Source organism: Streptomyces violens (genome assembly GCF_000717745.1).
Taxonomy (GTDB): Bacteria; Actinomycetota; Actinomycetes; order Streptomycetales; family Streptomycetaceae; genus Streptomyces; species Streptomyces violens.
The window spans coordinates 493,151-506,371 of sequence record NZ_JOBH01000001.1; the positions used below are offsets into that span (position 1 = coordinate 493,151).

Genomic DNA, 13,221 nt, shown 5'->3' on the forward strand with positions numbered 1-13,221 from the left:
GCCGATGAAGGCTGTGCCACCACAACCCCACCCCGTCCCTTCCCGGTCACCGCCGACCGGTGAGAGGAGAGCCGCACCATGCCCGTACCCAGCGCAGATGTGCCCCGTCTGGACCGGCTCCGCGTCGGATCGGCACCCGATTCCTGGGGCGTCTGGTTCCCCGAGGACGACCAGCAGGTCCCTTGGGAACGCTTCCTGGACGAGGTCAGCGAGGCCGGTTACGAATGGATCGAACTGGGGCCTTACGGATACCTCCCCACCGACCCTGCCGTACTCCACGGCGAGATCGCCAAGCGTGACCTGAAAGTGTCGGCCGGCACGATCTTCACCTCGATGCACCGCGGCCCCGACAACTGGGACGCGACCTGGCAGCACGTCAGCGAGGTCGCCACGCTGACCAAGGCGATGGACGCGGGGCACCTCGTCGTGATCCCGTCCTTCTGGCGCGACGACAAGACCGCCGAGCTCATCGAGCCGAGCGAGCTGACCACCGAGCAGTGGAAGCACCTCACCGGCGGCATGGAGCGGCTGGCGAAGCAGGTACGCGACGAGTTCGGCCTGGACATCGTGGTGCACCCGCACGCCGACACCCACATCGACACCGAGGAGCACGTCGAGCGCTTCCTTGACGGCACGGACTCCTCGCTGGTCAACCTCTGTCTGGACACCGGCCACTACGCCTACTGCGGCGGCGACAGCGTCAAGCTGATCAAGACCTACGGCGAGCGGATCGGCTACCTCCACCTCAAGCAGGTCGACCCCGACATCCTGGCCGACGTACAGGCCAACGGCACCCCCTTCGGGCCCGCCGTCAAGCAGGGCGTGATGTGCGAGCCGCCGCTCGGCGTGCCCGCCCTGCCGCCCGTCCTGGAGGCCGCGCAGGCCCTGGACGTGGACCTCTTCGCCATCGTCGAGCAGGACATGTACCCCTGCCCGCCCACCCAGCCGTACCCGATCGCCGAGCGCACCCGCCGCTTCCTGCGCTCCTGCGGCGCGTAACTCCCCCACTCCGCAATGAAGACGAGGAGCACGAACCATGACGCAGCACGGAACGCTCGGGGTCGCGGTCATCGGCACCGGCCGGATGGGCTCGGACCACGTACGCCGCATCAATGACGTCATCAGTGGCGCGCGGGTCGCCGCCGTGGTGGACATCGACGCCGCCCGGGTGAAGGCCATCGCCGACGGCATCGAGGGGTGTACGCCCTACACCGACCCGGTCGCCGCGATGGACGATCCGGCGGTCGGCGCGGTACTGATCGCCTCCCCCGGCCCGGCCCACGAGGCCACGCTGCTCGCCGCGTTCGAGCGGGACCTGCCGGTGCTGTGCGAGAAGCCGCTCACCCCGGATGCCGAGTCCGCGCTCCGTGTCCTGAAGGCCGAGGAGAAGCTGGGCCACCGCCGCGTACAGGTCGGCTTCATGCGCCGCTACGACGCCGACTACATGAAGCTCAAGGCCCAGCTGGACCAGGGCGCCTACGGGCGGCCGCTGATGCTGCACAACAAGCACCGCAACCCCAACTGCCCGCCCGGCTTCACCAACGCGATGATGATCAACGACTCGGCCGTGCACGAGATCGACGTCACCCGCTGGCTGCTGGACGAGGAGATCACTGCCGTCCGCGTGCTCTTCCCTAAGCCCACCGACAAGGCCCCCGAGGGCCTGAGCGACCCGCAGCTCATCCTGTTCGAGACCGCTTCCGGCCAGATCGTCGACACCGAGCTGTTCGTCAACTGCGGCTTCGGCTACCAGGTGATGTGCGAGGCGGTCTGCACCGACGGCACCGCCCGCATCGGCGACAACCACGGCGTCTTCGCCAACACCGCCACCGGCTGGGGCGGCGCCATCGACCCCGGCTTCGAGGACCGCTTCGCCGACGCCTACGACCACCAGGTGCAGCGCTGGGTGGACGCCACCCGCCGCGGCGAGGTCGAGGGCCCGAGCGTCTGGGACGGCTACGCCGCTGCGGCCGTCTGCGAGGCCGGCGTGCGCGCCCAGGAGACCGGCGAGCGCGTCACCGTGGAACTGGCCGAGCGCCCGGCCCTGTACCGCTAGCGCTCCGGGCCCCGGACTCCTCCCTGTACTTCGAAAGGCTGCCCCTCCCGTGAAGATCGCCCTTGACCCGTACATGTTCCGGAACGTCCCGCTGCTCGAACTCCCCGGCCTCGTCGCCGAACTGGGCTTCGAGTGGATCGAGCTGTCGCCGCGCGAGGACTTCACCCCCTTCTTCCTGCATCCGCGCGTGGACGACGGCACCGTGCAGAAGTTCCGCAAGGAGCTGACCGCGGCGGGCGTCGGCATCTCCTCCGTCCTCCCGCTGTACAAGTGGTCCTCGCCGGACGAGGACGAGCGCCAGGCCGCCGTCCGGTACTGGAAGCGGGCCATCCAGATCACCGCCGACCTCGGCGTCTCCGCGATGAACTCGGAGTTCAACGGCCGCCCCGAGAAGGCCGACCGCAGCGAGGGACAGTTCTGGCGCTCCCTGGAGGAGCTGCTGCCGGTCTTCGAACGGGAGAGCATCACGCTCGCCCTGGAGCCGCACCCGGACGACTTCATCGAGGACGGCCACGCCGCCGTCGACATGATCCGCGGCATCAACAGCCCGCTGGTGTCCTTCTTGTACTGCGCGCCGCACACCTTCCATCAGGGCAACGACGCGCCGGGCATCCTGAAGCACGCGGGCGACCTGACCACCGCCGTCCACCTGGCCGACTCCTTCGACCACACCGGCTCCTCCGGGCTGCGCTACATCGTCAACCCGCCGGGCTCGACCGTACGGATCCACCAGCACCTGGACATCGGCCAGGGCGAGGTCGACTTCGACGAGCTCTTCCGGGAGCTGGCCGCCAACGGCTTCGACGGCACGCTGGTCTCCTCGGTCTTCGCCTGGGAGGAACGGGCGAAGGACTCCTCCCGCTTCATGCGGGAGACGATCGGCGAGTACGTCACCCGGTACTGGGGCTGACCTGATGGCCGCCCCGACCGGACCGGGCACCGCCGTGCGCGAGGAGACCCCCGAGGACCCCCGCACGGCCGGCAAGAAGGCCCAGCGCTTCATCGTCGGCATCGCTGCCATAGCCGCCATCGGCGGCGCCCTGTTCGGCTACGACACCGGAGTCGTCTCCGGCGCCCTCCCCTTCATGGAGGAGCACTTCGGCCTCACCTCCCTCGGGGAAGGCGTCATCACCAGCGCCCTGCTGATCGGCGCGGCCTTCGGCTCGCTGGCCGGCGGCCGCATGTCGGACCGGCTCGGCCGCCGCAACTCCCTGCTGTGGGCGGGCGCGGTGTTCATCGGGGGTGCGATAGCCGTCGCGCTCGCGCCCTCGGTCGCCTTCATGGTGGTGGCGCGCTTCGTCCTCGGGCTCGCCGTGGGCAGCGCGTCCGTCATCACCCCGCTGTACCTGTCGGAGATCGCCCCGCCGCACATACGGGGGCGGCTGGTCTCCTTCAATTCCCTGATGATCGTCAGCGGCCAGCTGCTGGCGTACCTGATCAACGCGGTGCTCGCGCACTGGGAGGCGTGGCGCTGGATGCTCGGCCTCGCCGCGCTGCCCGCCGTCGCCCTCTTCATCGGCCTGTTCTTCCTGCCGGACACTCCGCGCTGGTACATCAGCAAGGGGCGCACGGACGAAGCGGGTGCCGTCCTGCGGCGTACCCTGCCGGCCGCTGAAGTGGACGACGAGCTGGCCCGCATCGAGCAGGCCCGTGCCCTGGAGGAGAACGCCCAGCGCGGCGCCTGGCAGGAACTGCGCACCCCCTGGGTGCGCCGCATCCTCCTGGTCGGCATCGGCCTCGCGATCGTCCAGCAGATCACCGGCGTCAACGCGGTCATCTACTTCGCCCCGAAGATCCTGCTGACCACCGGGCTGGGCACGAACGCCGCGATCACCGCGACCATCGCGGTCGGCGCGATCTCCGTGCTCGCCACCGGGGTCGGCATGTCACTGATCGACAAGGTCGGCCGCCGCCCGATGTTGATCTGGGGTCTGACGGGGATGACCGTCTCCCTGGCCCTGCTCGGCGCGTCCTTCCACCTCCCGCAGTCCACCGGGGTCAGCTACCTCGTACTCGGCCTGATGGTGCTCTACATGGCCTTCATGCAGGCCACGCTGAACACCGGGGTGTGGCTGCTGCTCGCCGAGATGTTCCCCCTGAAGGTGCGGGGACTGGCCATGGGCGCGGCGGTGTTCGTGATGTGGCTCGTCAACTTCGGGGTGGCGCTGCTCTTCCCGGTGCTGCTGGACGCGGCCGGCGCCGCCCTCACGTTCTGGCTCTTCGGCGTCATGTGCGTGCTGTCGCTGGTCTTCTGCAAGCGGTACGCGCCGGAGACCAAGGGCATGGCCCTGGAGGATCTGGAACACGAGCTGCGCAAGGCCGCGGCCACAGGGGCGTGACTAGGGGGACCACGGGGTGAGCGGGGCCGGGCGAGGCGATCGCCCGGCCCTGCTCCGTACGAGTTCTCTGTACGAGGGCGCCCTTCTCCGTACGGAAACGGCCGTCCGGGCCGCGTCACCGTCGTCACCGTTACGCGGGTCTTCGGTAACAGGCCCTCAACAGCCTGACCCCGCTGCTCAAGGGCGTCGTTGCACCGGGCACAGGGTGAGTGATCGCCACGCCGTACGCAGTTCCCCCGCGGGCTCTCTTGGAGCCGCCCTGCGTGCGGCCGAGGGAGGTGCGCAGAACATGACCGACCGGAGGCTCTGGTCGTACAAGGAGATCGCCGCACACATCCGGGTCCAGCCGGACACCGTGCGCTCCTACCGCAAGCACGGCCTGCTGCCACCACCCGACCTCGTGGAGGGCGGCAAGCCGTACTGGTTCGCCGACACCGTGCGGGAATGGGTGACCCGCCGCCCCGGCCACCGGGGCCGGCGCGACCGCGAGGACTGAGCCCCAGCCGCCGTCCGCCGACCGTTGTCCCTCGTCCGTTCAAGGCCCCGTACCGCCCCGGTGCGGGGCCTCAGTACGGGGCCGCTGCCGTCCCCCGGACCTCCAAGGTCGGCTCCACGAGCTGCCGTTCGGCGGGGCGGTCCGGGCGGTCCATCCGGTCCAGCAGGCACCGCGCGGCCCGCCGCCCCACCTCGTGACTGGCGTTGTTCACGGTGGTCAGCCACAGGTGCCGGATCCGCGCGAGATACGTGTTGTCGCAGCCGATGAGGGAGAGGTCGCGGGGCACGTCGAGGCCCAGCTCCTGCGCCGCCGAGAGCGCGCCGACGGCCGTGATGTCGTTGAACGCGAAGACGGCGGTGGGGCGTTCGACCCCGCTCGTGCGGCGGCCCGTACTGCCGAGCAGCCGCACCGCCGCCCGGTAACCGCCCTCCTCGGTCGCGTCGCTGGGCGCCATCAGCACCCTGTCGTCCAGCCCGTGTGCGCGCATCGCCGCTTCGTAGCCGCGCCGGCGCAGCTGCCCGACGCTGCCCTGGCCCATGATGTGCGCGATCCGGCGGTGGCCGAGGCCGATGAGGTGCTCGGTCGCGAGCCGGGCGCCGCGCTCGTCGTCGTTGGCGACGGTGTCCACCCGGGGCAGCTTCGGGTCGTGGGTGCCGGCGACGACGGTCGGCAGCCGCCCGGCGGCCTCCGCGAGCGCACCGGTGTCCGGCAGCGTGCCCACCGCGACCAGGCCGTCCACCCGCAGCTCGGCGAACGTACGGGTGAAGTCCTCGCCCGTGTGCCGGTTGAGCCGGCCGTCGGCCATCAGCATCCGCAGGCCGTGCGCGTGCAGTACGGAGTTCAGGCCGTCCAGCAACTCGACGAACCAGGGGTTGCGCATGTCGTTGAGGAGCACGCCGACGGTGTGCGTACGCCGCGCCACGAGGCTGCGCGCCGCGGCGTTGGGCCGGTAGTCCAGCTCCCGTACCGCTTCCAGCACGGCGGCCCGCTTGGCGTCGCTGACCTGCGGCGATCCCTGCAGCACGAGGGAGACCAGCGACTTGGAGACGCCCGCGCGCTCGGCGACGCTGCGGATCGTCGGGGGCCTGGCGGCCGCCCCCTGCGCCATCGCCCGCCCCGCAGACTCCTTGGACCGTTCCATGGCGCGAAATCCTTCCATTCACCGCACGAACCCGTCAACGCACGACCACACTCCCCCTTCCCCAAGGGTTGACACCCCTATGTAAGGACATGCAGGGTTCCTGGACAGCGATTGGACCGTTCCAAGGTGATGGACAAGGGAGTGGCAGCAATGAAGCTCGGCCTCATCGGCACCGGCCGCATCGGCGCGTTCCACGCCGAGACGCTGAAGAGCGTCCCCGGCGTGCACGAGATCGTCGTCGCGGACGCGGACGCCGCCCGCGCCCACGAGCTGGGTGACAAGCTCGGCCTCCAGGCCGCCGACACCCTCAAGGACATGTACGCGGGCGGTCTGGACGGCGTGGTGATCGCCGCCGCCACCAGCGCCCACGCCTCTCTCATCCACCAGGCCCTGGACCACGAGGTCCCGGTCTTCTGCGAGAAGCCGGTGGCGCTCGACGTCCCCGGCACCCTCGCCGTCGTCGAGCGCGCCGCGCACAGCCCCGTCCCCGTACAGATCGGCTTCCAGCGCCGCTTCGACGCGGGCTACAACGCCACCCGCGACGCGCTCCGCTCCGGCGAGCTGGGCTGGCTGCACACCCTCCGCGCCTGTACGTCGGACCAGACGCCGCCCCCCGCCGCGTACATCCCCACCTCCGGTGGCCTCTTCCGCGACTGCTCCATCCACGACTTCGACATCCTGCGCTGGCTGACCGGCCGCGAGGTCGTCTCCGTCTACGCCCAGGGCGCCAACAAGGGCGAGTCCTTCTTCACCGACGGCGACGACGTGGACACCTGCGCGGCGCTGCTCCGCTTCGACGACGACACCCTCGCGACCGTCACCGCCACCCGGTACAACGGCGCGGGCCACGACGTCCGACTGGAGGTGTGCGGCTCCGAGGGCGCCCGCTTCGTCGGCCTGGACGACCGCGCCCCGATGCCCACCGCCGAGGCCCGGCTCTCCTGGCAGCAGGCCACCCCGTACGCGACGTTCATGGAGCGCTTCCACGACGCGTACGTCACCGAGCTGACTGCCTTCACCGAGGTCGCGGCGGGTCGCGCGGAGAACCCCTGCCCGGCCGCCGACGCCCTCGAAGCGCTCTACATCGCGGAGGCGTGCGACCGCTCGCGCCGCACCGGCGAGCCGGTCGCGATCGCCGACGTACGCGCCTGAGCCGCGTCACCACCGTGCTCGGCCTGGAACTGCTCCCCCTGCTCACCCTGGTGGTGGCCGCGCTGCTGGCGGGCTTCTCCAAGACCGCCCTCAGCGGCGTGGCCGCCGTCAGCGTGGCCCTGTTCGCCGCCGTACTCCCCGCCAAGGAGTCCACCGGCGTCCTGCTGCCCCTCCTCCTCGTCGGCGACGTCATCGCCGTACGGACCTACCGCCGCCACGCCGACCTCCCGACCCTGCGCCGCCTCTTCCCGTCGGTCGCCGCGGGCGTCCTCGTGGGCGTCGCGTTCACCGCCGTCGCCGACGACACCCTCATACGCCGCACCATCGGCGCCCTCCTCCTGACCATCACGGCCCACCACCTGTGGCAACGCCGCCCCCGAAAGTCCCCGCCCGGCACTCCCCCCTCGGGCACGGAGGCGGCGGCCACCACCTCACCCTGCCCCGGCACGACCACCGACACAGCAGCCCGCCCCCGTACTTCCCGCTCCCTCCGCACCCCCCTCTACGGCCTCATGGCCGGCTTCGCCACCATGGTCGCCAACGCGGGCGGCCCGGCGATGTCCCTCTACCTGCTCGCCTCAAGGCTCGGCATGCTCGGCTTCCTCGGCACGGCGGCCTGGTTCTTCTTCCTGGTGAACGCCTTCAAGCTGCCCTTCAGCGCCGGCCTCGGCCTGCTCACCCCGCACACCCTCCTGCTCGACGCGGCCCTCCTCCCCGCCCTCCTCCTCGGCGCCCACCTCGGCCGCCGCTGCATCCCCCACCTCAACCAACCCCTCTTCACCCGCCTCACCCTCCTCCTGACCACGGCGGCAGCCATCAACCTGCTCCGTTGAGCGAGCGGCCAGCCGCCGCACCACCACGTGCTGGACCAGGGCCGTCGCACCGCAGACCGCCGTGGAGAGCCCGAGGCTCAGGGCGAGGGCCGGGACGAGGGAGCTGGTGGCCGTGACACCGAGGTAGCCGAGGCCGACCGAGTACGAGGCCCAGAGCGTCTCGGCGATCACGCAGCCGAGGAGGTAACGCCGCACGGGGTACCGGACCACGCCGGTGGCGAGCGCCCCGGCGACCCGCCCCGCCGGGAGGAAGCGGACGCCCGCCACGAAGGGCACGCCGTACCGTTCGATCAGCAGGCTCGTGCGTTCCAGGAACACCCGGCGCCGCGCGCTGTGGCCCATCCACCGCCGCACCGGCCCCCCGAACCTCCGTGCCACCAAATGCAGCACCAGGTCCCCCACCACCGCGCTCCCTGCCACGACCAGGAGGACGAGGGGGAGGTGGAGGGTGCCGTGGGCGGCGAGGACGCCGGACCAGGCGAGCAGGGCGGCGTTGGGCAGGAGTGGTGGCGCGGTGGTCAGTGCCAGCAGCCCGTAGATGGCGAGCGCGTTCACGGCGGCCCCGATCCCTCGGCCCGGCGTTCCTCGTGCCCTTCCAGGCTGACCCCATCACGGCGGCATGGCCAATTCCGTAGGGTTCGGGTGGGTTTTTCGGCGGCGGCGCGGGATACCCGTGCATTCATACCCCCTAGGGGTATACAGTGGAACACAGGACACCAACCGTCACCCCGGCACTAGGAGAATCCCATGTCCGCACCGGCCGACCAGACCGTCACCACCACCTACAAGGTCACCGGCATGACCTGCGGTCACTGTGAGGGCGCCGTGAAGCAGGAGATCTCGGAGATCGCCGGTGTCAGCTCGGTCGAGGCCGTCGCCGCGACCGGACTCGTCACCGTCGTCTCGCAGGCCCCGCTCGACGAGGAGGCCGTGCGCGCCGCCGTCGACGAGGCCGGCTACGAGCTCGTGGGCCAGGCCTGACCCCCATGCCGGACACAGCCGTGCAGGCGCAGGTCGAGCTGGCCATCGGCGGCATGACCTGCGCCTCGTGCGCCGCGCGCGTGGAGAAGAAGCTCAACCGCATGGAGGGCGTCACCGCCACCGTCAACTACGCGACGGAGAAGGCGAGGGTCGCCTATGAGCCGGGCGTCGAGATCGCCGATCTGATCGCCACGGTGGAGCGGACCGGGTATACGGCGCGCGAGCCGGAGCCCGAGCCGGAGCCGGCCGCCCCCGCGCCGGGCGCACACGAGGAGAAGGAAGCCGGAGCCCAGGAGGGGCCCGACGGCGCCCTGGCGGCGCTGCGCCAGCGGCTGATCATCTCGGCCGTGCTCGCCGCGCCCGTGATCGCACTGTCGATGATTCCCGTACTGCAGTTCGACAACTGGCAGTGGCTGTGCCTGACGCTGGCCGCGCCGGTCGTCGTCTGGGGCGCGTACCCCTTCCACCGCGCGGCCTGGACGAACCTGCGGCACGGCGCCGCCACCATGGACACGCTGGTCTCCCTCGGGACGCTGGCCGCGTTCGGCTGGTCGCTGTGGGCGCTGTTCTTCGGGCACGCCGGGATGCCGGGGATGCGGCACGGCTTCGATCTGACGGCCCGGCACGGGGACGGCTCGTCCGCGATCTACCTGGAGGCGGCGGCCGGCGTCACCGCGTTCCTGCTGCTCGGGCGCTATCTGGAGGCCCGGTCCAAGCGGAAGGCGGGCGCCGCGCTGCGCGCGCTGATGGACCTGGGCGCCAAGGACGTGACCGTCCTGCGCAACGGCCGGGAGGTACGGGAGCCGGTGGACCGGCTGACCGTCGGCGACCGGTTCGTCGTGCGGCCCGGGGAGAAGATCGCGACGGACGGGACGGTCGTCGAGGGCACCTCGGCCGTGGACGCCTCGATGCTCACCGGCGAGTCGGTACCGGTCGACGTGGCGCCGGGCGACTCCGTGACCGGCGCGACCGTGAACACCTCGGGGCGGCTCGTCGTCGAGGCCACCCGCATCGGCGCGGACACCCGGCTCGCGCGGATGGCGCAGCTCGTGGAGGACGCGCAGAGCGGCAAGGCCGAAGCGCAGCGGCTCGCGGACCGGATCTCGGCCGTCTTCGTGCCGGTGGTACTGGTGATCGCCCTCGCCACGCTCGTCGTCCGGCTGCTGGTCACGGGCGACGCCACCGCCGCGTTCACCGCCGCGGTCGCCGTATTGATCATCGCCTGCCCGTGTGCGCTGGGGCTGGCCACGCCGACCGCGCTGATGGTCGGTACGGGCCGGGGCGCCCAGCTCGGCATCCTGATCAAGGGCCCGGAGGTACTGGAGTCCACGCGCCGGGTCGACACGGTCGTCCTGGACAAGACCGGCACGGTCACCACCGGGCGGATGAGCCTGTACGAGGCGGTCCCGGCGGCGGACACGGACGAGAAGACCCTGCTGCGGCTCGCCGGCGCCCTGGAGCACGCCTCGGAGCACCCGGTGGCCCGGGCGATCGCGGAGGGCGCACAGGAGCGCGTGGGGGAGCTTCCGGCGGTCGAGCGCTTCGAGAACGTGGCGGGCCTGGGCGTACGCGGCACGGTGGACGGCCACGAGGTCGTCGTGGGCCGCGAGCGCCTGCTGGCCGGCACAGAGGATTCCGCGCTCCCCGCCGAGCTCGCCGACGCCCGGGACCGGGCCGAGGCCGCGGGCCGTACGGCCGTCCTGGTCGCCTGGGACGGGCGGGTGCGCGGCGTGCTGTCCGTCGCCGACACCGTGAAGGACGGCAGTACGGAGGCGGTCGCGCGACTGCGGTCGCTCGGGCTGACCCCGGTACTGCTCACCGGCGACAACAAGGCCGTCGCGGCGAGCGTCGCCCGAGAGGTCGGCATCGATCCCGACCAGGTGTTCGCCGAGGTCATGCCGGAGGACAAGGTCGCGGTGGTACAGCGGCTGCAGGAGCGGGGCCGGTCGGTCGCGATGGTCGGGGACGGCGTGAACGATGCCGCCGCGCTCGCCCGGGCCGACCTGGGCCTGGCCATCGGTACCGGTACCGACGCGGCCATCGAGGCCGCCGACCTCACCCTCGTCCGCGGGGATCTCCGGGTCGCGGCCGACGCCATCCGGCTCGCCCGGCGCACCCTGGGAACGATCAAGGGCAATCTGTTCTGGGCGTTCGGTTACAACGTCGCGGCGATCCCGCTCGCGGTGGCCGGGCTGCTCGATCCGATGATCGCGGGCGCGGCGATGGCGTTCTCGTCGGTCTTCGTGGTGACGAACAGCCTGCGGCTGCGGTCCTTCACATAGGAGACTCTGCGGGGCGGACAGCCCCTGCATGGAACTGCATGGAACGGAGCTCCCGGGATACACGCAGGGCCCGGGAAGTTCCCGTTCTTCGCCGGTAACTGGGTGGGGTTCTTCACCTGATTGGGGACCTTCACACAGTTCTCACAACCCGCACCGTACCCATACACTGGGGCCCCGATCTCCTGACAGGGACCCTTGACCGTATTCGCCCGATATGGCAAGAGACCCAGATCACAGAGGTTCGGACGTAACCATTCGAGGGGGTCGTGAGTCTAACCGTGCAGTACAAGCACCCCGGCGGGGCTTGTACTAGGCAACCGGACCGGTCTTGGGGGACTTCGTCCGGTACGCGTGGCCGGGGCGACGTGCCCGGGGAGCTTTGAGCGGCCCTCCCGTACGTGCGCGTCCCGGCAGCTCGCGCAATGCAGTAGAGCAGGGTGCCCTCAATGGACGCCCGGACGGATCCCGTGGGGGGAATCCGACCCGGGAAAGGGAAGCGCCCCCCGCTCCGGACCCGTGGGGGGATCTGGAGCGAGGGGCGCTTTTCGCCTTTTTGCAGCCGCTTTCGCGGCGCGCGGCGGGCCCTGGCCGGCCCGCACTGCGGGCCGGCGGACGACAAAGCCTGGGGTCAGCGCTGCTCGACCGGCACGAAGTCGCGCTCGACCACGCCGGTGTAGATCTGGCGCGGACGGCCGATGCGGGAGCCGGGCTCCTTGATCATCTCGTGCCACTGGGCGATCCAGCCGGGGAGCCGGCCGAGCGCGAAGAGCACGGTGAACATCTCGGTCGGGAAGCCCATGGCCCGGTAGATCAGGCCGGTGTAGAAGTCCACGTTCGGGTAGAGCTTGCGCTCGACGAAGTAGTCGTCGGCCAGCGCGTGCTCCTCCAACTTCAGGGCGATGTCCAGCAGCTGGTCGGACTTGCCCAGCGCGGAGAGGACGTCGTGCGCCGCCGCCTTGATGATCTTCGCCCGGGGGTCGAAGTTCTTGTAGACGCGGTGCCCGAAGCCCATGAGCTTCACGCCGTCTTCCTTGTTCTTCACCTTGCGGATGAAGGTGTCGACGTCGCCGCCGTCGCGCTGGATGCCTTCCAGCATCTCCAGCACGGACTGGTTCGCACCGCCGTGCAGGGGGCCCCACAGCGCGTTGATGCCGGCCGAGATCGAGGCGAAGAGGTTCGCCTGCGAGGAGCCGACCAGACGCACGGTCGAGGTCGAGCAGTTCTGCTCGTGGTCGGCGTGCAGGATCAGCAGCTTGTCGAGGGCGCTGGTGACGACCGGGTCCAGGTCGTACTCGGCGGCGGGCACCGAGAAGGTCATGCGCAGGAAGTTCTCGACGTAACCGAGGTCGTTGCGCGGGTAGACGACCGGGTGGCCGACGGACTTCTTGTACGCGTACGCCGCGATCGTCGGCAGCTTGGCCAGCAGCCGGATGCTGGAGAGGTAGCGCTGCTGCTCGTCGAACGGGTTGTGGCTGTCCTGGTAGAAGGTGGACAGCGCGCTGACGACCGAGGACAGCATCGCCATCGGGTGGGCGTCCCGCGGGAAGCCGTCGTAGAAGCGCTTGACGTCCTCGTGGAGCAGCGTGTGGTAGGTGATGTCCTCCTTGAAGGAGGACAGCTCGTCGACGGTCGGCAGCTCGCCGTTGATGAGCAGGTACGCGGTCTCGATGAACGTGCTGCGCTCTGCGAGCTGCTCGATCGGGTAGCCGCGGTACCGGAGAATGCCCGCCTCACCGTCGAGATAGGTGACCGCGGATTTATACGCAGCGGTGTTGCCGTAACCGGAATCCAGGGTCACCAGACCGGTCTGTGCGCGCAGCTTCGAGATGTCGAAGCCCTTGTCGCCGACGCTGCTGTCGACGACCGGGTAGGTGTATTCGCCGTCCCCGTAACGCAGTACTACAGAGTTGTCGCTCACGTCATCCCTCACCGACGTTGTGC

11 protein-coding genes and 1 pseudogene are annotated in these 13,221 nt (G+C 70.6%); 9 read left to right on the top strand and 3 right to left on the bottom strand.

What is annotated here, in order from left to right:
* The first annotated feature begins 78 nt into the window (after positions 1 to 78).
* The 5 genes from IF04_RS0102155 to IF04_RS0102175 all read left to right on the top strand — a co-directional run bounded on the left by IF04_RS0102155 (position 79) and on the right by IF04_RS0102175 (position 4,891).
* Positions 79 to 999 carry a sugar phosphate isomerase/epimerase family protein gene (locus IF04_RS0102155; RefSeq protein WP_030249928.1) on the top strand — a complete coding sequence of 307 codons (921 nt, stop codon included), beginning with the start codon at positions 79 to 81 and terminating at the stop codon, positions 997 to 999.
* A gap of 37 nt (positions 1,000 to 1,036) precedes the next feature.
* Positions 1,037 to 2,056 (top strand): Gfo/Idh/MocA family protein, encoded by a 1,020-nt coding sequence (locus tag IF04_RS0102160; protein ID WP_030249933.1) that lies wholly within the window; start codon positions 1,037 to 1,039, stop codon positions 2,054 to 2,056.
* Positions 2,057 to 2,105: 49 nt separating this feature from the next.
* Complete coding sequence (locus IF04_RS0102165; protein ID WP_030249935.1) at positions 2,106 to 2,966, top strand: sugar phosphate isomerase/epimerase family protein; 861 nt, start codon at positions 2,106 to 2,108, stop codon at positions 2,964 to 2,966.
* A gap of 4 nt (positions 2,967 to 2,970) precedes the next feature.
* A complete protein-coding gene (locus tag IF04_RS0102170; RefSeq protein WP_030249938.1) occupies positions 2,971 to 4,395 on the top strand; it encodes a sugar porter family MFS transporter in 1,425 nt (474 codons plus the stop codon).
* A gap of 289 nt (positions 4,396 to 4,684) precedes the next feature.
* Positions 4,685 to 4,891 carry a helix-turn-helix transcriptional regulator gene (locus IF04_RS0102175; RefSeq protein ID WP_030249939.1) on the top strand — a complete coding sequence of 69 codons (207 nt, stop codon included), beginning with the start codon at positions 4,685 to 4,687 and terminating at the stop codon, positions 4,889 to 4,891.
* Between the two features lie 70 nt (positions 4,892 to 4,961).
* On the opposite strand, the gene IF04_RS0102180 is transcribed toward IF04_RS0102175, so the two are convergent.
* Entirely contained in the window at positions 4,962 to 6,032 is a 1,071-nt protein-coding gene (locus tag IF04_RS0102180; RefSeq protein WP_030249942.1) for a LacI family DNA-binding transcriptional regulator, read from the bottom strand.
* A gap of 150 nt (positions 6,033 to 6,182) precedes the next feature.
* Between IF04_RS0102180 and IF04_RS0102185 the strand changes: the two genes are divergently transcribed.
* Positions 6,183 to 7,184, top strand: coding sequence for a Gfo/Idh/MocA family protein (locus IF04_RS0102185; RefSeq protein WP_030249945.1), 1,002 nt, complete (start codon positions 6,183 to 6,185; stop codon positions 7,182 to 7,184).
* Between the two features lie 14 nt (positions 7,185 to 7,198).
* Positions 7,199 to 8,017: a sulfite exporter TauE/SafE family protein gene (locus tag IF04_RS0102190; protein WP_051830644.1), complete on the top strand. Its 819-nt coding sequence runs from the start codon at positions 7,199 to 7,201 to the stop codon at positions 8,015 to 8,017.
* Positions 8,018 to 8,152: 135 nt separating this feature from the next.
* On the opposite strand, the pseudogene IF04_RS37050 reads toward IF04_RS0102190, so the two are convergent.
* A pseudogene (locus IF04_RS37050) lies at positions 8,153 to 8,572 on the bottom strand (DedA family protein); the annotation flags it as partial.
* Between the two features lie 192 nt (positions 8,573 to 8,764).
* Between IF04_RS37050 and IF04_RS0102195 the strand changes: the two are divergent.
* Both IF04_RS0102195 and IF04_RS0102200 read left to right on the top strand, forming a co-directional pair.
* Positions 8,765 to 8,998: a heavy-metal-associated domain-containing protein gene (locus IF04_RS0102195; RefSeq protein WP_030249952.1), complete on the top strand. Its 234-nt coding sequence runs from the start codon at positions 8,765 to 8,767 to the stop codon at positions 8,996 to 8,998.
* 5 nt (positions 8,999 to 9,003) lie between these two features.
* Positions 9,004 to 11,280, top strand: coding sequence for a heavy metal translocating P-type ATPase (locus IF04_RS0102200; protein ID WP_030249957.1), 2,277 nt, complete (start codon positions 9,004 to 9,006; stop codon positions 11,278 to 11,280).
* A gap of 628 nt (positions 11,281 to 11,908) precedes the next feature.
* On the opposite strand, the gene IF04_RS0102205 is transcribed toward IF04_RS0102200, so the two are convergent.
* A complete protein-coding gene (locus IF04_RS0102205) occupies positions 11,909 to 13,198 on the bottom strand; it encodes a citrate synthase (RefSeq protein WP_030249960.1) in 1,290 nt (429 codons plus the stop codon).
* Positions 13,199 to 13,221: the final 23 nt, after the last annotated feature.

Excerpts from the sequence above, each read along its gene's own strand:
- IF04_RS0102155 (WP_030249928.1), top strand. The coding sequence starts at position 79 with ATGCCCGTACCCAGCGCAGATGTGCCCCGTCTGGACCGGCTCCGCGTC.
- IF04_RS0102160 (WP_030249933.1), top strand. The coding sequence starts at position 1,037 with ATGACGCAGCACGGAACGCTCGGGGTCGCGGTCATCGGCACCGGCCGG.
- IF04_RS0102170 (WP_030249938.1), top strand. The coding sequence starts at position 2,971 with ATGGCCGCCCCGACCGGACCGGGCACCGCCGTGCGCGAGGAGACCCCC.
- IF04_RS0102175 (WP_030249939.1), top strand. The coding sequence starts at position 4,685 with ATGACCGACCGGAGGCTCTGGTCGTACAAGGAGATCGCCGCACACATC.
- IF04_RS0102180 (WP_030249942.1), bottom strand. The coding sequence starts at position 6,032 with ATGGAACGGTCCAAGGAGTCTGCGGGGCGGGCGATGGCGCAGGGGGCG.
- IF04_RS0102185 (WP_030249945.1), top strand. The coding sequence starts at position 6,183 with ATGAAGCTCGGCCTCATCGGCACCGGCCGCATCGGCGCGTTCCACGCC.
- IF04_RS0102195 (WP_030249952.1), top strand. The coding sequence starts at position 8,765 with ATGTCCGCACCGGCCGACCAGACCGTCACCACCACCTACAAGGTCACC.
- IF04_RS0102200 (WP_030249957.1), top strand. The coding sequence starts at position 9,004 with ATGCCGGACACAGCCGTGCAGGCGCAGGTCGAGCTGGCCATCGGCGGC.